The organism is Micromonospora sp. NPDC003197 (assembly GCF_053590565.1).
Map to the genome: position 1 here is coordinate 151,239 of NZ_JBSFTE010000005.1, position 20,235 is coordinate 171,473.

At 69.2% G+C, this 20,235-nt stretch carries 19 protein-coding genes; 6 read left to right on the forward strand and 13 right to left on the reverse strand.

Annotated features, from left to right (window positions below; all coding sequences use genetic code 11):
- Positions 1-76: 76 nt before the first annotated feature.
- Positions 77-1,321, forward strand: a complete 1,245-nt coding sequence (mycP, locus tag ACWDV4_RS07650) for a type VII secretion-associated serine protease mycosin (protein WP_449975669.1) — start codon at positions 77-79, stop codon at positions 1,319-1,321.
- Between the two features lie 89 nt (positions 1,322-1,410).
- Here the strand turns inward: mycP and ACWDV4_RS07655 are convergent, their stop codons facing one another.
- The 3 genes from ACWDV4_RS07655 to eccB form a co-directional block, all read right to left on the reverse strand.
- Complete coding sequence (locus ACWDV4_RS07655; protein WP_449975670.1) at positions 1,411-1,704, reverse strand: WXG100 family type VII secretion target; 294 nt, start codon at positions 1,702-1,704, stop codon at positions 1,411-1,413.
- Positions 1,705-1,728: 24 nt separating this feature from the next.
- Positions 1,729-2,079 (reverse strand): WXG100 family type VII secretion target, encoded by a 351-nt coding sequence (locus tag ACWDV4_RS07660; protein ID WP_449975672.1) that lies wholly within the window; start codon positions 2,077-2,079, stop codon positions 1,729-1,731.
- 154 nt (positions 2,080-2,233) lie between these two features.
- Positions 2,234-3,628: a type VII secretion protein EccB gene (eccB, locus tag ACWDV4_RS07665; protein WP_449975673.1), complete on the reverse strand. Its 1,395-nt coding sequence runs from the start codon at positions 3,626-3,628 to the stop codon at positions 2,234-2,236.
- A 129-nt stretch (positions 3,629-3,757) separates the two neighbouring features.
- On the opposite strand from eccB, the gene eccE reads away from it, so the two are divergent.
- The 4 genes from eccE to rarD all read left to right on the forward strand — a co-directional run bounded on the left by eccE (position 3,758) and on the right by rarD (position 7,605).
- Positions 3,758-5,608, forward strand: a complete 1,851-nt coding sequence (gene eccE, locus ACWDV4_RS07670; protein ID WP_449975674.1) for a type VII secretion protein EccE — start codon at positions 3,758-3,760, stop codon at positions 5,606-5,608.
- 129 nt (positions 5,609-5,737) lie between these two features.
- Positions 5,738-6,124 carry a phage holin family protein gene (locus ACWDV4_RS07675; RefSeq protein WP_449975675.1) on the forward strand — a complete coding sequence of 129 codons (387 nt, stop codon included), beginning with the start codon at positions 5,738-5,740 and terminating at the stop codon, positions 6,122-6,124.
- A 35-nt stretch (positions 6,125-6,159) separates the two neighbouring features.
- Entirely contained in the window at positions 6,160-6,597 is a 438-nt protein-coding gene (locus ACWDV4_RS07680; protein WP_449975676.1) for a GNAT family N-acetyltransferase, read from the forward strand.
- Positions 6,598-6,669: 72 nt separating this feature from the next.
- Positions 6,670-7,605 (forward strand): EamA family transporter RarD, encoded by a 936-nt coding sequence (gene rarD / locus ACWDV4_RS07685; RefSeq protein ID WP_449975677.1) that lies wholly within the window; start codon positions 6,670-6,672, stop codon positions 7,603-7,605.
- A 104-nt stretch (positions 7,606-7,709) separates the two neighbouring features.
- On the opposite strand, the gene ACWDV4_RS07690 is transcribed toward rarD, so the two are convergent.
- The 3 genes from ACWDV4_RS07690 to ACWDV4_RS07700 all read right to left on the reverse strand — a co-directional run bounded on the left by ACWDV4_RS07690 (position 7,710) and on the right by ACWDV4_RS07700 (position 9,825).
- Positions 7,710-8,396 carry an anti-sigma factor family protein gene (locus tag ACWDV4_RS07690; protein ID WP_449975678.1) on the reverse strand — a complete coding sequence of 229 codons (687 nt, stop codon included), beginning with the start codon at positions 8,394-8,396 and terminating at the stop codon, positions 7,710-7,712.
- Positions 8,393-8,887: a sigma-70 family RNA polymerase sigma factor gene (locus tag ACWDV4_RS07695; RefSeq protein WP_449975916.1), complete on the reverse strand. Its 495-nt coding sequence runs from the start codon at positions 8,885-8,887 to the stop codon at positions 8,393-8,395. The genes ACWDV4_RS07690 and ACWDV4_RS07695 overlap by 4 nt, the downstream gene beginning before the upstream one ends.
- Positions 8,888-9,042: 155 nt before the next feature.
- Positions 9,043-9,825 carry an IclR family transcriptional regulator gene (locus tag ACWDV4_RS07700; protein ID WP_449975679.1) on the reverse strand — a complete coding sequence of 261 codons (783 nt, stop codon included), beginning with the start codon at positions 9,823-9,825 and terminating at the stop codon, positions 9,043-9,045.
- 153 nt (positions 9,826-9,978) lie between these two features.
- Here ACWDV4_RS07700 and ACWDV4_RS07705 point away from each other — a divergent pair, with 153 nt between their 5' ends.
- Positions 9,979-11,172: an MFS transporter gene (locus ACWDV4_RS07705; protein WP_449975681.1), complete on the forward strand. Its 1,194-nt coding sequence runs from the start codon at positions 9,979-9,981 to the stop codon at positions 11,170-11,172.
- Positions 11,173-11,227: 55 nt separating this feature from the next.
- On the opposite strand, the gene ACWDV4_RS07710 is transcribed toward ACWDV4_RS07705, so the two are convergent.
- From ACWDV4_RS07710 to ACWDV4_RS07740, 7 genes are all read right to left on the reverse strand, one after another.
- The gene (locus tag ACWDV4_RS07710; RefSeq protein ID WP_449975683.1) at positions 11,228-13,024 is read right to left on the reverse strand and encodes an FtsX-like permease family protein; all 1,797 of its coding nucleotides are present in this window, start codon (positions 13,022-13,024) and stop codon (positions 11,228-11,230) included.
- Positions 13,025-13,113: 89 nt separating this feature from the next.
- Complete coding sequence (locus ACWDV4_RS07715) at positions 13,114-13,845, reverse strand: ABC transporter ATP-binding protein (protein WP_449975685.1); 732 nt, start codon at positions 13,843-13,845, stop codon at positions 13,114-13,116.
- A 76-nt stretch (positions 13,846-13,921) separates the two neighbouring features.
- Entirely contained in the window at positions 13,922-14,566 is a 645-nt protein-coding gene (locus ACWDV4_RS07720) for a response regulator transcription factor (RefSeq protein ID WP_449975687.1), read from the reverse strand.
- A gap of 16 nt (positions 14,567-14,582) precedes the next feature.
- Positions 14,583-15,830, reverse strand: a complete 1,248-nt coding sequence (locus ACWDV4_RS07725; protein WP_449975688.1) for a sensor histidine kinase — start codon at positions 15,828-15,830, stop codon at positions 14,583-14,585.
- A 166-nt stretch (positions 15,831-15,996) separates the two neighbouring features.
- Positions 15,997-17,028, reverse strand: coding sequence for a polyprenyl synthetase family protein (locus tag ACWDV4_RS07730; protein ID WP_449975689.1), 1,032 nt, complete (start codon positions 17,026-17,028; stop codon positions 15,997-15,999).
- An 85-nt stretch (positions 17,029-17,113) separates the two neighbouring features.
- Positions 17,114-18,670: an NADH-quinone oxidoreductase subunit NuoN gene (gene nuoN / locus ACWDV4_RS07735; protein ID WP_449975690.1), complete on the reverse strand. Its 1,557-nt coding sequence runs from the start codon at positions 18,668-18,670 to the stop codon at positions 17,114-17,116.
- Positions 18,667-20,199, reverse strand: a complete 1,533-nt coding sequence (locus ACWDV4_RS07740; RefSeq protein WP_449975691.1) for an NADH-quinone oxidoreductase subunit M — start codon at positions 20,197-20,199, stop codon at positions 18,667-18,669. Before ACWDV4_RS07740 ends, nuoN begins: the two co-directional genes overlap by 4 nt.
- Positions 20,200-20,235: the final 36 nt, after the last annotated feature.

A 20,235-nucleotide genomic window follows, 5' to 3' on the forward strand; every position in this document is an offset into this window, starting at 1 on the left:
CCAACGGCGGGTGCCGCGGTCGGCTGTCCGCCGATAACATCCGGTCTCGGACCCGACACGATCCGAAAGGCAGAGCATGCCTCGCCGGAAAGCACAGATCGCGCTCACCACCGCAATGATCGTCACATCGGTGCTGCCCAGCGGCATACTAGCCACGCCGGCAGCGGCCCGACTCGCCGCCCCGGGCTGCACCTCGCCGTTGGCACCGGTCGAACCGGTCACCGAACTCCCCTGGGCGCAGCAGCGCTACCTGCCGGATCGTCTGGCCCCGCTGGCCACCGGGGCCGGGGTGACCGTGGCCGTGATCGACTCGGGCGTCGACAAGCGGCACGCTCAGCTCCGCGGCCGAGTTCTCCCCGGCACTGACTACCTGGATCAAAGCCAGGACGGCAACCTCGACTGCGCCGGGCACGGCACCGCCGTCGCGAGCATCATCGCGGCCACCGAACAGGAGGGTGTCAGGTTCCGAGGGCTCGCGCCGCAGGCCAAGATCCTTCCGGTACGGATCAGCGAGCAGCAGATCATCGAGGGCCGGGAATCGGGGCGTACCGTCACGGCGGCACAGTTCGCCCAGGCCATCCGCTGGGCGGTGAATCACGACGCCACCGTGCTCAACCTCTCCGTGGTGCTCTACGAAGACAACCGGGCGGTACGGGAGGCGATCGCCTACGCCGTCGAGAAGGACGTGGTGGTGGTCGCCGCCGCCGGAAACCTGCACGACAACGGTGATCCCCGCCCCTACCCTGCCGCGTACGACGGGGTCCTCGGCGTAGGCGCGATCGGTGCCGACGGGAACCGGGCACCGTTCTCCCAGGTCGGGTCGTACGTCGACGTCGTCGCGCCGGGTGGCGGGGTGTTGGCGGCGGCCCCCGGGCGGGGACATCGCAAGCAGGAGGGCACCAGCTACGCCGCGCCGTTCGTGTCGGCGACCGCTGCCCTGGTCCGTCAGTACTGGCCGAGGCTCACCGCGGCCCAGGTGATTGAGCGGATCCTCGCCACCGCTGACCCGGCCCCGGCCGGTGAGCACAGCACGGCGTACGGCCGGGGGGTGTTGAACCCGTATCGGGCGGTGACGGACACCGGGGCGGTGGGCAATCCGCAACCGGCTCACGCGTTGCCCGCACAACAGGTCGACCCGGTGGTGGTCGCCCAGGAGGAACGACGCGGGACCGCTCAGCGCCGGGCGCTGTGGCTGGCCGGCATCGCCGGTGCGGTCGCCTTCCTGGTGCTGCTGCTGGCTGTGGTGCTGCCGCGCGGGGCACGCCGACGGTGGCGGCCCGCTGGGCCGACGGAGACGACGAAGCTCCCACCCACATCGTGAACCGGTCCGGCTGAGCCGGGCTGCCCGGCGACACCGGTCGAGTGTTGCCGGGCCGGTCGACGACCGAGTGGGAGCCTCGCCGGTCGCGCCTAGCCGGAGAACAACTGGGTGTTCCGCTTCTCCGTACTGCGATATTCGATGACTGATTCGTCCACTGCCAGTTTGATGTCGCGAAGCATGGTCTTCAGGTCGTTCGAGGCCGACCGCCACCGGGCCTGCCGCTCGGCGTACGCCTGCTGGGCGTCGCCTTCCCAGCTGGCGACCAGCGGAGCGGCATCCTGCTCCAGCTGGCTGAGCTGGGCGTCGAGCGTATTCAGCGCCCGCTGGATGTCCCCGCTGGCCTTTTCCAGGGCCGGCAGCTTGACGACGAGTTGGTCGCTCATGGTCTTCCCTCCCCGTTCTGTCCGCTACAGCGGAAGTTGAATGCCACCACGGTTGGTGTTGGCCACCCGACTGGCCGCGTCGGTGTCGGTCGAGTCGTACTGCCGGCCGGCGGTACGGATCGCCCCGGCCGTCTGCCGCAGGGCGTCGTGAATCGCCCGCTGGTCCTGCTCCCACGCCATCTTGACCTGCTCGAACGAGCGGCCGCCGCTGCCCTGCCACTCGGTCTGTAGCGCCGCCAGCTCGGTCATCAGGCCGCTGAGCATCTTCTGTAGCGCCTCGTCCGCCCTGTCGAACTTCGCGGCAGTCTGCGCCATCACCGCGGCGTCTGCTGCTACCACGACGTCACCCCGTTCCCTCCATACTGCGTCGCGCACGTCCCGACGGTGCCCACTGACCACTATGGACCACGGCGTACACCGTGTCTTCGCTGGGTCGCACAACGTCACGAACAATTCCGGATGACGGTAACCGGCCGACACCACTCTGGGTAGTCCCGTCCGGACACTAATGCGCGGGCGGGCAACAGCTTCACTCCTGGGTGGCCGGTGACCGGGCCGCCTCCGGATCGAGTGGCTTCCCATCGGGGACCAGCGTCACCAGGTTCGCCGGCAGGCGCATCGGCTGTGTCTGCCCGTACCCCAGCATCGCCAACACCTCGGCCCCGCTCACCGCATGCCGCCGCCCCAGGTCGGTGACCACTGAGATCGCGCCGCCGCTGGCACCTGGCGCAGCGGCCGCCTCCACCAGCGCTCCCCGCCCCGGCGGCACCACGACGTGGTCGGCCAACGCGCCACCGCCCGGGGCCCGAGCCCCCGTCCCCCCACCTTCGGGCAGTTGCGGCACAGTCGCCCCGATCCGGATCTCCGCAATCCCTCGATCGTCGGGAATCCGACCACACACCGCAGCGTCGGTCACCGGTACCAGCCGGGGTTGGGTGGCCGGCGGGGCTGCCGAATCGGTGGAGACCATGGTCGGCAGCTTCGGGATCCCGGCGTACCGGCCCGGGGCAAGCGGCGTGGGCCTGTCCTGTTTGGACGCCGCCAGCAAGAGGTCGGCCTGCACCTCGGTAATGGCGGCCAGACCATCACGTTTGGCCACCACATACTGCCGCCCGCCGCCCTGGCTCTCCACCACGAAGACCTCGCCGATCTCGGCGTCCGGCACCTTCTCCGACCGATCGCCCTTTCCGGGGATCGCAATGCGGGCCAGGTCCACCCCCACCGGCAACGCGTTGAGCAGGGCCGGTGCCACCGCCACCGCCTGATCGCTGGCCCAGGTAAGGGCGGGCAGCACCAGGTCCCGGTCCCGGATCAGGTGCCGACGGTTGTTCCAGATCAGATGCAGGCTGCCGTCCGGATGCCGGCCGAGCAGGGCGTCCTCCGCCAATGCCGTACCGCCGGCCGCGTCAGTGCCGACCAGCAACGCCGACCGAGCCGGTACGGACGTACCGCCGGCTGACGGCAGCGAGCAGATCGTCCACGGGGTGGTGGTGAGCCGCCGTGGTCCCGGCAACGAGTCCGGAGCGCCGGGAATGCCCAGCGGCATTCCTCGCGGCACACCTTCGATCGACTTACGGGACACCAGCACGGTCTTCGGTGCCGACGCTTTGATGATCAGCAGGGCGGAGGCGTAGTTGAGAACCGGGTGCAGCTTGCCCTCGATGAAGACGAACCGGGCACCCGACTCCTCCTCCACGATCACCGCCTGCGAGTCCCGCCAACTCTTGCTACCGCCCCCGACAAACGCGCCGTACACAGCGATGCCGCCGAACGCGATCGCCGCAATCAGCACACTGGCCAGGGTCGCCCCCGCCGCCCGCCGGAACGGCGACTGCGCGGGATCGGTCTCTCGCATCACCAGCGCGGCCACCACGCGCTGGACCATGAACTGGTATGAATGCAGTTGGTCCTGCCGCGACGGCATCCGGGCCCCTCCCCATTCGGTCCGGCCCATACGATAGGCCGCGAAACAATTCCTGGGGGGCGGGGTATTTGTGGGGCGGGTATTCCCCACCGGCCCGGTGACCAGACGGGGAGGCCGACAGCGGTGGCGGTGAGCACAACGGACCAGCCGGTCCACGACAGCGTACGGCCGCCCCGGATCGCCCCGGCTCCGCTCGGTTCGTTGCCGGGGCGCCGCGCACCGCTGGGGGTCCGAGCTGGACAGATCGTTGCCGCCCAACTCGCGGTCGCCCTGCTCCTGGTCGTCTGGGGACGCGGCCCACTCCTCCTACTCGCGGCCGGATTCGTCGCCGTCGCACTCGTCTGCGCCGCCTGGATCCGAATCCGCGGCCGGTGGCTGTTCGAATGGTCCGCAATCGGGCTACGTTTCCTGACCGGGCGACATTCGCTCACGTCGAACACCGCACCCGACGCACTGCTCGACCTGTTCGCCCCCGGTACGACCATGACCACCGCCGAACTGGCCGGCGATTCGGCAGCAGTGCTCAGTGACGGCTATGGGCTGACCGTCGTACTGGAACTCGGTGACGCCGCCGAGCTGCTCGCCGACGATCCGCAGGCGCTGCCCACACCGGCGAGCCTGCTTCCGGCGCCGGGCGGCGAGACTCCGCCGATGCGCATACAGCTGCTGCTCGCGGGCGCGCCGGCACCCGTACCGGGGAACGTCGGCGGGATCCCGGCCACCTCGTACCGACAGCTGACCGACGGGCGGTTGCTACGCCACGAACGGGCGCTGCTCGCCGTCCGGGTGCTACGCGTCGCCAATTGGAGCGACGAGGAACTGCAACGCGCCCTCTCCAGCGCGGTCCGCAAGGTACGCCGACGGCTTGGCCCGGTGCCGACCCGCCTGCTGGGCGAGAGCGCGGCGTTACGCGTCATCGCCGAGCTGGCCCACTACGACGCCGCCACGCCGGTACAGGAGTCCTGGCAGTCGATCCAGCTCGGTGGGCTGTGGCAGACCACCTACCGGCTGCGCCGCTGGACCGATCCGCAGCTGGAGAGCGCTCGCCGCCTGCTACCACGAATGTTGGCCCTACCGGCCATGGCGACCACGGTGTCGCTCACCGCCGGCCCATGGCCGAGCGGCGGCGCCGACACCGTACCGGTGGATCTGACGGTACGACTGGCCGCCGCGAACCTCGCCGACCTCACCACTGCCGTGCAGGCACTTCGTCGTCTGTTGAGCAGCGAACGGTTCGGCGCGCAACGGCTCGATGGCGAGCACCTCGCCGGGTTCGCCGCGACCCTGCCGCTCGGCACGGCTGGCATCCGTCCGGGCGTACCGGTCAAGGCGTTGACGCTGTCGCCGGCCGCATTGGACGGTCTGGAGCTGCCGCTCGGTATGGCAGGGCTGATGCTCGGCGCGAATCGGCGTGGCGGTGCGGTGATCGCCCAGTTGTTCCGGGCGAAGACCACCGACGTGGTGTTGATTGGGGGCATCCGGGCCGCCCAACTCGTCGTCCTGCGGGCGATGGCGTTGGGTGCCCGCATCGTGGTGCAGACGGCGCGGCCCCGCTCCTGGGAGCCGTTCGTCCGGGGATCGAGCGCACCGGGTGAGATCGTCGTCATCCCGCCCGGTCGGCCAGTCGACGGGCCACCCGGCACGCCACTGCGTCCGTTGCTGCTCGTAATCGATACCGGATCGGTCGTGTCCGGTTCGCAGCCAGACTCGGGCTGGCGGGCCAACCTGGTCCTCCGAGACGAGTTGACCGCCGCCGACGTCGACCTGGTGTCCCGCGCCGATCTGGCCATCCTCCAACCGCTCCGGCCGGCCGAGGCGACGTTGGCCGGCCCTGCGCTCGGCCTCGGCGAGTCGTCAGAGTGGTTGACCCGGATCCGGGCCGACATGGTGGGGGTGGTGAACCGCCGGTCACTGCGCTGGGCGCTACTCTCGGTCACCCCGATCGAGTCGCAACTGGTTGGTCCCCCGACCCGAGGGTGAGTCGCTCGCCCGGCCCCAGGGTGAGTCGCTCGCCCGGCCCGCGACTGATTGGTGGAAAGCCGGCCTGACCTGCCCGGGTGGATCAGGTCGGGCTGTCCAGGGGTTGCCCCGCCGTGGCACCATCGCCAGATGGAGTTCCTGAAAGGTCTTCTCGTCCGGATCGGCAGCACCGCCCTGGCCTTCTGGCTGGCCACGCTGATCATCCCTGGGATTACGCTGGGCACCGAGTCGATCGGCGAGGCCATCCTCACCCTCGTCCTGGTCGCGGTGATCTTCGGCGTGGTCAACGCCGTCCTCCAGCCGATCATCAAACTCGTCGGCTGCGGTCTCTACCTGCTTACGCTGGGGCTCATCGCGCTCGTCGTCAACGGGCTGCTGTTCCTGCTCACCAGCTGGATCTCCGGCCAGGTCGGGCTGCCGTTCCACGTGGACGAGTTCTGGCCGGACGCGGTGCTCGGCGCGCTCTTCGTGGGCGTGGTGACCTGGCTGCTCGGCCTGGTCATGGATCGCGACTAGACACTCCGGACACCAACCGCTGCTACCGTCTGGCCGTGGTGACGATCACGCGGAACGACGGATACGAACTGTCCACCGATCCCAAGCGCCTCGACGTCGAACGGGTGCACCACTGGTTGTCGACCGATGCCTACTGGGCCCTCGGACGATCCCGGGAGAGCACCCTCCGGGCGATCACCAGCTCCATGGTGTTCGGGGTCTACCGCCCGACCGATCAGGCCCAGGTGGCGTTCGGTCGGGCGGTGACCGACGAGACGACCATCGCCTGGTTGTGCGACGTCTACGTGGACCTGACCGAACGGGGACGCGGGCTGGGTAGCTGGCTGGCCGCCACGGCCCGGGACGAGCTGACCGCCCGGGGCGTACGACGAATCATGCTCGCCACGGTCGACGCCCACGAGGTGTACGCCCGGCTCGGCTTCACCCCTTTAGCCCGGCCAGACCAGCTAATGGAGCTGGATCTACGGGGCTGACCCGCGAGAACACCCAGTGAGCCGAATCACTGGAAAGGACTCAACCGGCCATCGACCACTTACAGTGAGCCAATGAGCGAGCAGCGCTGGGGGTACCTCTACGGGATCGGAGCGTACGTCCTCTGGGGCGTCTTCCCGATCTATTTCAAGCTGCTCCAACCGGCCGGTCCGATGGAGATCCTGGCCCATCGGGTGGTGTGGTCGGTGTTGTTCGTCACGCTCGTGCTGACCGTGCTGCGCAACTGGAGCTTCCTGCGGAGGTTGTTCCGCCAGCCGCGCACCCTGCTCAGCATGATCTGCGCCGCCGCCCTGATCGCGATCAACTGGGGCGTCTACATCTACGGTGTCAACTCCGACCGCGTGGTCGAGACCGCCCTCGGCTACTTCATCAACCCGCTGGTGGTGATCCTGCTCGGGGTGACCGTGCTACACGAACGGCTCCGCGTCGTACAGTGGGCGGCGCTCGGTCTCGGCGCGGCGGCAGTGGCGGTGATCGCCATCGACTACGGACGGTTGCCGTACCTCGCCCTGACCCTGGCCGTCACCTTCGGCGGGTACGGGCTGATCAAGAAGCGGCTCGCTCTGCCCGCCGCCGAAGGGCTCTTCGTCGAGTCGGCGGTGCTGGCCCTGCCGGCGGCCGGCTACCTCGGTTGGCTGCTCTGGCACGGCCAGGCCGCCTTCGGGCACGTCTCGCCGGGGCACACCGCGCTGTTGGTCCTGGCGGGCGCGGCCACCGCCATCCCGCTGATGCTCTTCGCGGGTGCGGCCAACCGGATTCCGCTGACCGGCCTGGGCATCCTCCAGTACATTGCACCGATCCTCCAGTTCGGCACCGGCGTACTGATCTTTCACGAGCCGATGCCGCCCGCCCGGCTCGCCGGCTTCGTCCTGGTCTGGCTGGCGCTGATCATCTTCACTGCGGACGCCATACGGCACACCCGCCGGCAGTCCCGCGCGGCACTCCTCGCCGCGACCCCGGAACCTGCGGCCGCCACCAGCGCCCGGTAACCACCGTGCCCGGCGCCCGGTAACCACCATGCCCGGCGCTCGTAACCACTGTGCCCGTCGCCCGGTGACCGCCGCTGCCCGTACGTCGGCAGCGGCGGAGAGCGTCACGTCACGTCGTAGGCGAGCAGCGGGGTGCCGTCGTACCGGAGTAGTTCCAGCCGGACCAGTTCGTCGCGGGAGAACCTGGTTACGCCGGTGAAGCGGACCTCCTCGCCGGGGGCGGCCACCCACGACCCCACCTGCTCGGTCGACCCGTCTACGCCCTTGGCGACCAGCCGGAACGTGTACGCCTTCGTGTAGTCATGGGTCTTCGCGTAGCGGCATTCCATGGTGACCTCGGTACCCCAGTTGGTGCCGTTGAGCCCGATCTCGGCGCTCACCGGCACCGTCCCCTGCACCGGCTGCATCGTGGTCATCCGGACCTCGAAGTCGAGGCCCGGCTCCTCGCGTACCGGCACTCCACCCAGGCCGAGCCCGACGATCAGGGCCAGGCAGGCGGCGACGAGGGCCGCACCGGCCGACCACCACCAGGAGGTACGGCGTCGACGACGGCGATCCTTCTCGACAGAAGCCAGCAGCGCCGGCACCCGGGATTCGTCGACCGGGGTAGCTACCTGTTCCAACCCGGCCGGGTCGAGCCGGCCGAGCAGCCCCGGCAGCACGGCGACCTCGGAAACGGCCGTTCGACACGACGGGCAGGCACTCAGGTGTCGCTCGTAGGCGGCCCGTTCGGCGGGTGCGAGGGCACCCAGCACGTAGGCGGCGTCGTCGTAGGCGTGCTCGCAGTTCACTGGGTCACCCCCATCTCCGCCAGGACCAGTCGCAGGGACCGTAACGCGTAGTGCATTCGGGACTTGACCGTTCCCGGTGGTATGCCGAGCCGGCTGGCCGCCTCACCGACCGAGCGCCCCTGGTAGAAGCACTCCACCAGCACCTCCCGGTGGGCGGGCGAAAGTCGGGACAGCGCCTCCGCGACCATCCACGCCTCCACCGCACGCTCGGCTTCATCGACGGACTGGGGCGGTTCGGGCAGCTGATCGGTGACAACTTCACCGACCCGTACGGCGCTCCGCCGCCAGGCGTCGATGGCCAGGTTACGGGCGGTGGTGAACAACCATGCTCGGACCGAACCACGGCTCGGGTCCATTGCCCCGGGATGTCGCCAGGCCCGCAGCAACGTCTCCTGCACCAAGTCCTCCGCCCGCTGCCGATCACCATGCACAAGGCGCAGCGCGTGCGCGTAAAGCGCCTCCGCGTGTTCGTCGTGCAATGCGCGTAGCAGCTGCGCGTCGTGATCGGAGATGGCCGCCTCCCTTCGCCTCCATCCACGCACCAACCCGCCCGATGGTTCAAGCCCACCGCGTTGATGTTAGGAAGGGCCCCTTCCTATACAAAAAGCGATAAGAAGGGGCCCTTCCTAACTCCAAAGCCTGGTTGCTAGCCCTCCGCAGCGAGCCCGTCGGCGATGGCCCGGGCAGTGCTCAGCAGCTTGGCCCGGACCAGCCGGGCGGTGGTCATCATCTCGGCGGCCGGTAGGGCGCAGGCGAGCACGACCCGCCGTTCCATGTCCTTGTCCGGACAGACCAGCACCCCGGCACAGGCCACCCCGTGCCGGAACTGTCCCAGTTCGAGGTGCATCCCGCGCCGGTCGCCGGCCGCCAGGTCGGCTTCGAATGCCTCGGCGCTGACCAGGGTGGCCGAGGTGAACGAACGCATGCCGAACTCGCGGAGGTAACGGAACCGCTGCTCAGGGGTAAGGGTGGCGAGCAGCGCCTTGCCCAGCGCCGTGGCGTGGGCTCCCTCGTCGAAGCCGGGTACCAGATCTTCCAGATAGGGCGACCGGGGGCCTTCCGCCACGGCCGTGATCGCCACCTGCCCGCCGACGAAGCGGCCCAGGTAGTGGCTGAAGCCGGATTCGGACGCTGCCCGGCGCAGCGCTTCGCCGACCGATGGCGGGCCGCGGAAGGCGGTCACCAACTCCCGATACCGGTCGGCCACCTCCAGCCCCACGATGTACGTGCCGTCCTCGCGACGAATCACGTAGCCCTCGTACGCAAGCGTGCGCACCAGGTGGTAGGTGGTGGCCACGGTCAGCTCGCACCGTCGCGCTATCTGTTTCACGGTCAGGCCCTTCGGGGCCCGCCCAACCGCTTCGAGGACACGTAGCGCACGCGACACGCTACGGATCAGGTCCGAAGGTTCCGCCAAGGGGTCGCGCACAACCACCTCCGCCGCCGGGGACTTACACCATATGAAAAATCGGCCTATGAGGAAATGACCGTTCGGATTGAGGATGCCAGATCTACGGCGACTACGCGTGCAGCGACAGACACGTTCGGTTCATACGTCCAGATCGCATAAGATCTTTCACATATGACCGAGATCCAGGCCACCGCCGCGACGCGTACCCATCCCGTACGCGCCGCAGCCGGCGCCACGGTCACCACCATCGGCTGCGTCCTGCCGGTCTTCCTGGTCGGTGGACTCGCTGTTCAGATGGGCGATGAGCTGCATTTCTCCCCCGCCGGGCTCGGCCTGGCGGTCTCCGTCTACTTCGGCGTGAGCGCACTCGCCTCAGTGCCCTCCGGGGCGCTCGTCGAGCGATACGGCCCACGGGTCGTCGCCCGCGCCGGACTACTGCTCGCCGCCGTGAGCATGCTGGCCATCGCCGTACTTGCCCACTCCTTCGCGACCCTGGTCGTCCTGCTGGGGCTCAGTGCGGGTGCCAACTCACTCGGTCAACTCGCCAGCAACGCCGCCCTGGCCCGACACGTCCCGCCCGGCCGGCAGGGCCTCTCCTTCGGCGTCAAACAGGCCGCCATCCCCGTCTCCACCCTGCTGGCCGGTGCCGCCGTACCGGCAATCGCCCTGACCGCCGGCTGGCGGTGGGCCTTCGTCGCGGCGGCCGGGGCGACGCTGGCCACGCTGCTGGCCGTACCGGCGGGTGACCGGGCGGCACGTCGGACCGACGCTACGGGCGGCGAACGCGCCACCACGGCGCTGGTGGTCCTCGGCCTGGCCGCGACCCTGGCCGCAGCTGCCGCCAACGCCCTGGGCACCTTCGTGGTCGACTCGGCGGTCGGGCGCGGACTCTCCCCAGGGCTGGCGGGAGCGACCCTCACCTTCGGTAGCGCGGTCTGCATCACCGCCCGGGTGCTCTCCGGCTGGTTGGCCGACCGGCGTACCGGCGGGCACGTCGCCGTCATCGCCGGCATGCTCGTGGTGGGAGCGGGCGGTCTGGTCCTGCTTGCCCAGCCCGGCTCGACCCCGCTGATCCTCGGCGTAGTCCTCGGCTTCGGCCTGGGCTGGGCCTGGCCCGGCCTGATGAACTTCGCCGTGGTCCAGCTCCACCCGCAGGCACCGGCCGCCGCCACCGCCATCACCCAGACCGGGGTGTACGCGGGCGGCTGCGTCGGCCCGCTCGGCCTCGGCGCGGTCGCCGCGTACGCCGGCTATCCGGCGATGTGGCTGACCGCCTCGGTCGCCATGCTGCTCGCCGCCGGCCTCATGCTCACCGGCAGCCGGATGCTCCGCGCCGGCCGACGCGACCCGGCTGTCGGTCGATAGCCGACTTGGATCGAGATCGGTCGCCAAGCCTCGATCCGTGTACCGGCTTCCAGGCTCAAGCCGATCGCCGGCGTACGGCCAGCAGGCTGGCAATGCATGCCGCCAGTGCGCACATGGTGGCGACTCCGACCAACACGGGCCACGACAGGTCGACGGAAGTCACCGCATAGCCGTCGCGCAGGGCCATCCGGTACGGAACCAGGCTCACCGCGGTGATGACCGCGCCGAGCAAGGTGCCCAGCAGCGCCGCGACGGCCGCCTCCTGCAGCACCAGCCGATCGATCCCGCGCCCACGGAAGCCGAGCAGGCGTAGCGTGTCGAACTCCTGCCGGCGCGCACGAAGCGCCATGACGACCACGCTCGTGATCGCGATGAGTACGTACCCAGCGGCAGGGCCGGCGATCAGGAACATGCTCGTCGTGTTGAGCCGGTCCTGTTCCCTGCCCGTGACGGCAAAGTATCGGGTGGTGGGCTGTACGTTGAGGCTGGCGCGACCGAGTCGCTCGGCCACCCGAAGCGGATCAGTGCCCGGCCGCACGCGAACAAGGGCATGGTCGGGTACGCCGATCGTGCTGTGCCCGACGAGGGATGGCGCCACCAGGATGCTCGGCGTCGCCGCGCCCGCATCGAGCACCGCCGCCACGGCCAGCGGAAGTGTGCGGCCGTCGAACAATGCGAGGACGAGCCGATCTCCGACGTGCAGGCCGTACCAGCCGGCGTACTCGCGGGACACCGCGACCTGGTCTGAAGCGAGCGGACCGAGGGTGCCCGACACCGCGCTTAGGGTGGTGGTGGCAGCCAACGACGGCAGGTCCACGACAGCGACGTCGTTCCGCTCGATTTCGTCGCCGCGGACGACCACCGCCGGCAGCGACCCGACTGCGGAGACAGCCAGGACGTCCGGATCCGCGCGGACCTGATCCAGATGGTCAGCGTTGGGCGCGGCAAGCACTAGCTCAGCCTGGGTGTGGGTCTGCTGGTCGGCTTGCACCGCCGAGGCGGTGCTGGCCAGCACCGAGCTGAGGACCCCGGCGACGGCGACGATCGCCATGACCGGAGTGACCAGAGCCGCAGTGCGGCGACGGTTGGCGCCGACCGAGGCTGCGGCGAGTCGTCCCGATACGGTGCCGGTCGCCAGCGTCGCCAACATCCGGGCCAGCACGGGCAGGTACACCGGCCCGAGCGCGGCTGCCGCCGCGGTAAGGCCCAGGCCGCCGAAGAGGGCCAGCGGAGTGGCAGCCTCCCCGCCCGCTCCTGCCGTGACGGCCAACATCACGACCGAACCCACCAGTAGCGGTACGGCGATCAGCCAGCGGCCGGCGGTCATCGCCCCGGCGTCGAGGTCAGCCTCACGTAGCGCCTCGACCGGCCGAATCCGTGCCGCCCTGCGTGCCGAGGCAGCAGCACCGAGAACCGCGATCAGTACCCCGCTGCCGAACGCGGTCAACAGCAGCCCCGGGTTCGGTGTCGGCGTCAGCTGCACCGGGGACAGCTCCGTCTGGCTGAGCGTACGCAGCACGGCCGGCGCGGTCAGGACGGCCAGCAAACAGCCGACCAGCCCGGCCGGCAACGCGACCGCGATCGCCTCGACGATGACGAGGCGGCGGATCTGCCGACCAGTCGCGGCGACGAGCCGCAGCAGCGCCAGGTCGCGCCGGCGCAGTGCGACGCCGAACGAGAAGGTAGCGGAGACCATCAACACACCGATGAACACCGAGGTCGTCCCGCTGAGTGCAAGGATGGTCTGCACGCCACCCAGGTCGACGGCGTCGCGGACGACGCGCTGACCGTTGACCACGATGACCGGCCCGCCGCCGGTCGGCACGTCGCCTGTCGCGTCGAGCGCGATCACCGTGCTTCCGACGATAGCCGTGGCCAGGCACAACGTGATGAAGGCGCCGACGTATCGGGCCGATTGGTACCGCAGAGACCGCAGACTGATCATCGCTCCCACACACCGATCTGTGCGGTCACCTGCCCGAGCGTAGGACGGTGCAGCCGGCTGTGGATGTGGCCGTCGACCAGGAACAGCACCGTGTCGGCCCGTGCGGCGGCACCCGGATCATGGGTCACCATCACGACCGTCTGCCCGTACCGGTCGACCGTCGCGCGCAGCAGGTCCAGAACCTGCCGACCGGTCGCTGTGTCGAGCGCGCCGGTGGGTTCGTCGGCGAACAGCACCTCGGGCCGGGTGACCAGACTGCGGGCGATGGCTACCCGCTGCTGCTGTCCGCCGGACAGCTCAGCCGGGCGGCGCCGGTCGAGGCCAGCGAGACCGACCACGTCGAGCACCGAGCTGACCTCACCGCGTGCGGGCTTACGGCCGGCCATCCGAAGCGGCAACGTGACGTTGTCGTACACGTTCAGTATCGACAGCAGGTTGTACGCCTGGAAGATGAAGCCGATTCGGTCCCGCCGGACCCGGTCGAGCGCGTGATCGCCGAGCGAGGTCAGGTCGATGTCGCCCAGCCACACCCGGCCCGCGGTCGGTCGGTCCAGCCCGGCCGCGCACTGCAACAAAGTCGTCTTGCCCGAGCCGGAGGGGCCCATCACCGCGGTCAGCTGTCCACGAACGAAGCCGGTAGTGACGTCATTCAGCACCGTGACGTCACCGGCTTGGGACACATACCGCCTTGATACGGCATCGAGCCGCAGGGCGTAGTCGTCTGTCATGTGGCAATCCAAGCCGCGGCCGTGCGCCCCTGCACTGGGGTGACCTGGCCATTTCGGCTGGTAGGGGTTTCCCCACCTACTGCTGCAAGTACCGCAGTACGGCCAGCACCCGTCGGTTCGTAGCATCCGCCAGCGGCAGGTCCAGCTTGGCGAAGATACTGGTGACGAACTTTTCCACGGCACCGGTGGAGACCACCAGAATCCGGGCGATGGCGGCGTTGGACTGGCCCTGCGCCATCAACTTCAGCACCTCCGATTCCCGTGGCGAGAGCCGCTCGATGCCCTGCCCCCGACCACGCGCCACGATGAGGCGGGATACGACATCCGGATCAAGCGCGGTCCCGCCAGCGGCGACCCGCTCCAGCGCCGCCACGAAGTCGCCCACCTCACTGACCCGGTCCTTCAGGAGGTAACCGATACCCCGGCTGCCGTCGGCGAAGAGGCGACGGGCGTAGTGCACCTCGACGTACTGGGAGAAGACAAGGATTCCGACGGTCGGATACAGACGCCGGAGCTCGATCGCGGCGCGAAGTCCTTCGTCGGTGTGCGTCGGCGGCATCCGTACGTCGACCACCGCCACGTCCGGCGTGTGCTGCGCCACGGCGGTCAGCAGACCTGGCGCGTCCGCAGCCTCACCCACCACCTCGTGGCCCTTGGCGGTGAGGAGCCGGACCAGACCGTCACGCAGGATGACCGAATCCTCGGCGATCACCACCCGCACTCGACATCTCCCCAGTTCAAACGGTCATGGGCAGCGTGATTGTAACGACCGTCGGTCCGCCTGCCGGGCTGTCGATACGCAGCGTCCCGTCTACTGTGGCGACCCGCATGGCCAAACCCGCCAGCCCCGTACCGCCCACACCAACCTCGCCGCCGCGTAGCACCGCGCCGCCTACCCCATCGTCGGCCACCCGCAGCCTCAGCAACCGCCGGTCGCCTGACAGGTCCACATTGGCTGTTTCCGCACCGCTGTGCTTCACCACGTTGCCAAGCAGTTCGGCGGCACAGAAGTAGGCGATCGTCTCCACCGCGGGCGGCGGCCGGCCAGCCAGGTCAACCTGCAGGGAGACCGGGACGGCCAACGCCTGGGTAATACTCTGCAACGCCGGCCCCAACCCCGTGTCCAACACCGGTGGGTGGATGTTGCTGACGACACCGCGCAGCTCCACCAACGCCTGCTGGGCGTTGCGATGCGCGGCCTCGACGGTGGCCCGCGCCAGGGCCACGCCAGCTCCACCGTCGTCGACGTCGGCCAGCAGTTCCCGTGCGTGGCCGAGATCCATCGCAAGGGTGACCAGTCGAGCCTGAGTACCGTCATGCAGGTCCCGCTCGATGCGCCGGAGCGTCGCCGCGGAGGCGTCCACCGCCTGTCCCCGGGCCTGCTCCAATGCCCGAACCCGCCCGTCCAGCCGTGATCGCCCCAGCAGGCCCCGAACCAGCAACCGGCTCAACATGAGCGGACCGGCCAACAGCACCGGACCGACCGTCAGCATGACCAGGCCGATCAGCACAACGACCAGCACAAGCGGCGTGGTGTCCACCCGATAGGAACCAAACACCATCGGCGCACGGGTGAACCACAGTGGGTAACTCAATGCAACACCCGCACCGACGTACACGCAGATCCCCAGGGACGTCGTCACCGCCGCCAATGGTGGCTTTACCAGCAGGTACAGCGCGGCCCGCCAACCGACCGTGTCACTCAGCGCCACACGCAGCAACCCGACCAACCGCAACTCGGAAGGCAGCGACGACGATGGCGGCTCGGATACTCGTTCGGCCAGCAGCACCCGAGCCCGCCACCGCTCGAACCGACCCCATCCACGAGCGCCGACCAGCCCTGTCGCCAGCATCGGGATCCCGACGAAGATCACCACCAACGGCACACCGACGCAGAGCATGAGGACGACGAGTACTAGCCCAACGAGGGAGACTGGGGCATCCGTCAGGGCGTACAGCAGTTCACCGGCCCTACGTCTAAACACCGCGCCCAGACGCGACCCGATCGACCTCACCCTCGTATGCCCTCATCGGATGTTTGACTGGCCTGGGCTCGTACTGCCGGAAGTGTGCGACGATCGGGCCAGCCTGGCCGGACGCCGGGACGGCATCTGGTCGACTGCCACGAACACGACCGGGCTGTGCTGCGGCTCAACTCGTCCGGTCGGCGATGAAGTCGCAGAGCGACTCCAGCGCCCGGCGCGGCGCGCAGTCCGGCAGCGGCGAAAGCTGTTGCCGGGCGTCCTCGGCATAGCTGCGTACGGTCTCCCGCGCCCGCTTGAGGGCCGGCGACTCGCGCAGCAGGCCGAGTGCCTCGGCGTGCAGGTCGTCGTCGGTCACCGGCCCGGCGGCGAGGATGTCCCGCAGCCGGACCGACGCCGCGTCGGAGTCGTCCGAGGCCAGCGCGTAGAGCACCGGCAGGGTGGGCACCCCTTCGCGCAGGTCGGTGCCGGGCGTCTTACCCGATTGCACCGACTCGGACGCGATGTCGAGCAGGTCGTCGGAGAGTTGGAACGCCACCCCGACCGTCTCGCCGTAACCGGTGAGTGCCGCGATGTGCTCGGGCGACGCGTTGCCGAACATGCCGCCGAACCGGGCGGAGGTCGCGATCAGCGAACCGGTCTTGTCGCCGATGACCTGCAAATAGTGGGCAACCGGGTCGACACCGGCCCGGGGGCCGACAGTCTCGGCGATCTGGCCGTGTACGAGTCGGGCGAAGGTGCGTGCCTGTAGCCGGACCGCCTCGATGCCGAGATCGGCCGCGAGATCCGCCGCACGGGCGAACAGGTAGTCCCCCACCAGGATCGCCACCGAGTTGGTCCACCGCGAGTTGGCGCTCGGTGCCCCCCGCCGCACCGGCGCCTCGTCCATGACGTCGTCGTGGTAGAGCGTGGCAAGGTGCGTGAGCTCCATCACGACGGCGGCCGGCACCACCTGCGCCGCCGTCGGATCGCCGAACTGGGCCCCGAGGGCCACCAGCAGCGGCCGGAACCGCTTGCCGCCGGCCTCGACCAGGTGCCGGGCCGCCTCGGTAACCAACGGATCCGCGCTCGCCACACTGGCCCGCAACTCCGTCTCGACCGTCGCGAGCACGCCAAGCACCGACGCCTCCACCTGCGCGTCGACGAAGTCGAGCCCGATACTCGTCAGGCCGTCAGCCGGTCTCACCACGTGTCCAACCATGCCACACCCGCCCAAGCATTCCTGGTGGGGGGCAGCGTGAGGGAGAGCACCGAACAGCACGGTCCGACCCGCCGCCGACCCACCGTCATCGGACGAAGTCGGCGGCGCTGTTGGCCAGATCGAGCAGCGGAGCCGGGGCCACACCGAGCACGAGGGTCGCCACCACGCCAATGGCGAGCGCCAGCTTGGTCATCGCCCCGGCACGGGAGACGCTCGGCGTGGATTCGCCCGGCTCGGAGAGCCACATCATCACCACGACCCGCAGGTACGGGAAGGCGAGGATCATGCTGCTCACCACACCGGCGATCACCAGCCAGGTCTGACCACCCTCCAGAGCCGCCCCGAACACCGCGAACTTGCTCATGAAGCCGCTGGTGAGCGGGATACCGGCGAAGGCCAGCAGGATGAAGGTGAACAGCCCGGCGTAGAGCGGCGAGCGACGTCCCAGCCCCGCCCAGCGGGACAGGTGCGTGGCCTCCCCGTCGGCGTCGCGGACCAGGGTCACCACGGCGAACGCCGCGATCACCGAGAACCCGTACGCGACGAGGTAGAACATGGTGCTGGAGAGCCCCTCCTTGGAGACCGCCAGCACGCCGACGAGCAGGTAGCCGGCGTTGGCCACGGAGGAGTAGGCCAGCAGCCGCTTGATGTCGGTCTGGGTGACCGCCAGGATCGCGCCGACCAGCATGGTCAGCACCGCGATGGCCCCCAGCACCGGCCGGAACTCCCAGGTCGATCCGTCGAACGCGACGTAGAGCACCCGGAGCAGCCCGCCGAAGGCCGCCACCTTGGTGCAGGCCGCCATGAAGCCGGTGATCGCAGTGGGCGCACCCTGGTAGACGTCGGGGGTCCAGACGTGGAACGGTGCGGCCGCCGCCTTGAAGAGCAGACCGATGGCGACCATGGCAAGGCCAGCGAAGAGCAGGATCGGGTTGGCCGTCGACTCGGTCACCGCCCGGTGGATGGTGTCGAAGTCGACGTTGCCGCCGCCACCGGCCGCTACCCCGCCGGTGAAGCCGTAGACCAGGGCGATGCCGAAGAGGAAGAACGCCGAGGCGTACGCGCCCAGCATGAAGTACTTCAGCGCCGCTTCCTGGCTGAGCAGCCGCCGGCGACGGGCCAGCGCGCAGAGCAGGTAGAGCGGCAGCGAGAAGACCTCCAGCGCGATGAACATCGTCAGCAGGTCGTTGGCGGCGACGAAGACCAGCATGCCCGCGATGGCGAACGACATCAGCGGGAAGACCTCGGTCGCGCCGTTGTCGTTGCTGGCCTGCCGACGGTCCTCCGCCGAGTCGACGGTGATCGCGGCCTGGGCCACGAACGGGCCGCCCCGCTCCACCGAGCGCTCGCCGACGAGCAGCAGCGCCATGATGGCGAGCACCAGGATCGCGCCCTGTAGGAACAGCGTCGGGCCGTCGATGGCGAGCGCCGCACCGGCGGTGGTCAACCCCTTGCCGGAGTTCACCACCACCATCACCAGTGCGGCCACCAGCGTGGCCAGGCCGAGCAGGAACTGCACCAGCTGCCGGCGGCGACGAGGCGCGAACGCCTCGACGAGTACGCCGACCAGCGCAGCACCAAGCATGATCAAAATCGGAGCGAGGGCCGCATAGTCAAACGACGGCAGCTTGAGCTCGGTCATCGGGCGGCCTCCTGGACGCTACCGACCGTCGGGGCGGGGTCAGACTTACCGACGTCCTGCATCGTGGCCTGGATGGCCGGGTTGATGACGTCGGTGACCGGCTTCGGATAGAAGCCGAGTAGCAGGATCAGCGCGATCAGTGGCGCGACCACGAGCTTTTCCCGCAGGTTGAGGTCACGGTGCATGGCCTCCACCCCGGAAAGTGCGGGGTTGAGCGTGCCCTGGGTGGTGCGCTGCACCATCCACAGCACGTACGCGGCGGCCAGGATGATGCCGAGAGTGGCGATCACCGCGACCGGCTTGTTCACCGTGAAGGTGCCGATCAGCACCAGGAACTCGGAGATGAACGGTGCGGTACCGGGCAGGGCGAGCGAGGCCAGACCCGCGAAGAACAGCACCCCGGCGAGGACCGGAACCAGCTTGCCGGCGCCACCGAAGTCACTGACCAGGGCGGAACCCCGTCGGGCCACCAGCATGCCGACCACCAGGAAGAGCAGACCCGTGGCCAGGCCGTGGTTGAGCATGTAGAGCACCGCGCCGGTACCGGCCTGGGTGGTGAAGGCGAAGATGCCGACCCCGATGAAGCCGAAGTGCGCGATCGAGGTGTACGACACCAGCCGCTTGAGGTCGTTCTGACCGATCGCCAGCAGCGCGGCGTAGATGATGCCGATCACTCCGAGCGCCAGCGCCCACGGCGCGAACCACTTGGACGCCTCCGGGAAGAGCGGCAGGCAGTACCGCAGGATGCCGAAGGTGCCGACCTTGTCCATCACACCGACCAGCAGCGCGGCGGCACCCGCCGGGGCGGCCCCACCAGCGTCCGGCAGCCAGGTGTGGAAGGGGAAGAACGGCGCCTTGATCGCGAAGGCGATGAAGAAGCCGAGGAAGAGCCAGCGCTCGGCCCCGGTCGACAGGTCGATCTGGGTCAGCGTCTGCCAGTCGAAGGTCTTGCCGCCGAGCACCCACAGACCGATCACCGCGGCCAGCATGAACAGGCCGCCGACCAGCGAGTAGAGGAAGAACTTGACTGCGGCGTACTGGCGCCGCTGGCCGCCGAAGCTTCCGATCAGGAAGTACATCGGGACCAGCATGACCTCGAAGAACACGTAGAACAGGAAGATGTCGGCGGCGGCGAAGACGCCGATCATCGTGGACTCGAGGATCAGCAGCAGGGCGAAGTAGACCGGGACGGACCGCTTGGCCTTGTCCGCGTCGTGCCAGGAGGCCAGGATCACCAGCGGCACCAGCAGCGCGATCAGCATCAGCATCACCAGCGCGATGCCGTCGGCGGCGAAGGTGAAGTTGACACCCCACTGCGGGATCCAGGCGTACGACTCGCGGAACTGGAGCCGCTCGCCGCCGACCTCGAACGCCACCCACATGAAGATGGATAGCACCAGTACGGCGAGGGACCAGCCCAGCGCCACCAACTTGGCCAGTTGCGTCTGGCGGCGTGGCAGGCACACCACCACCAACGCACCGACCAGCGGTGCGACGGTCAGCACCGAGAGGAAGGGGAAGTCGGACATTATTCGGCCTTACCTCCGTCGTCAGTGCACGAGCCG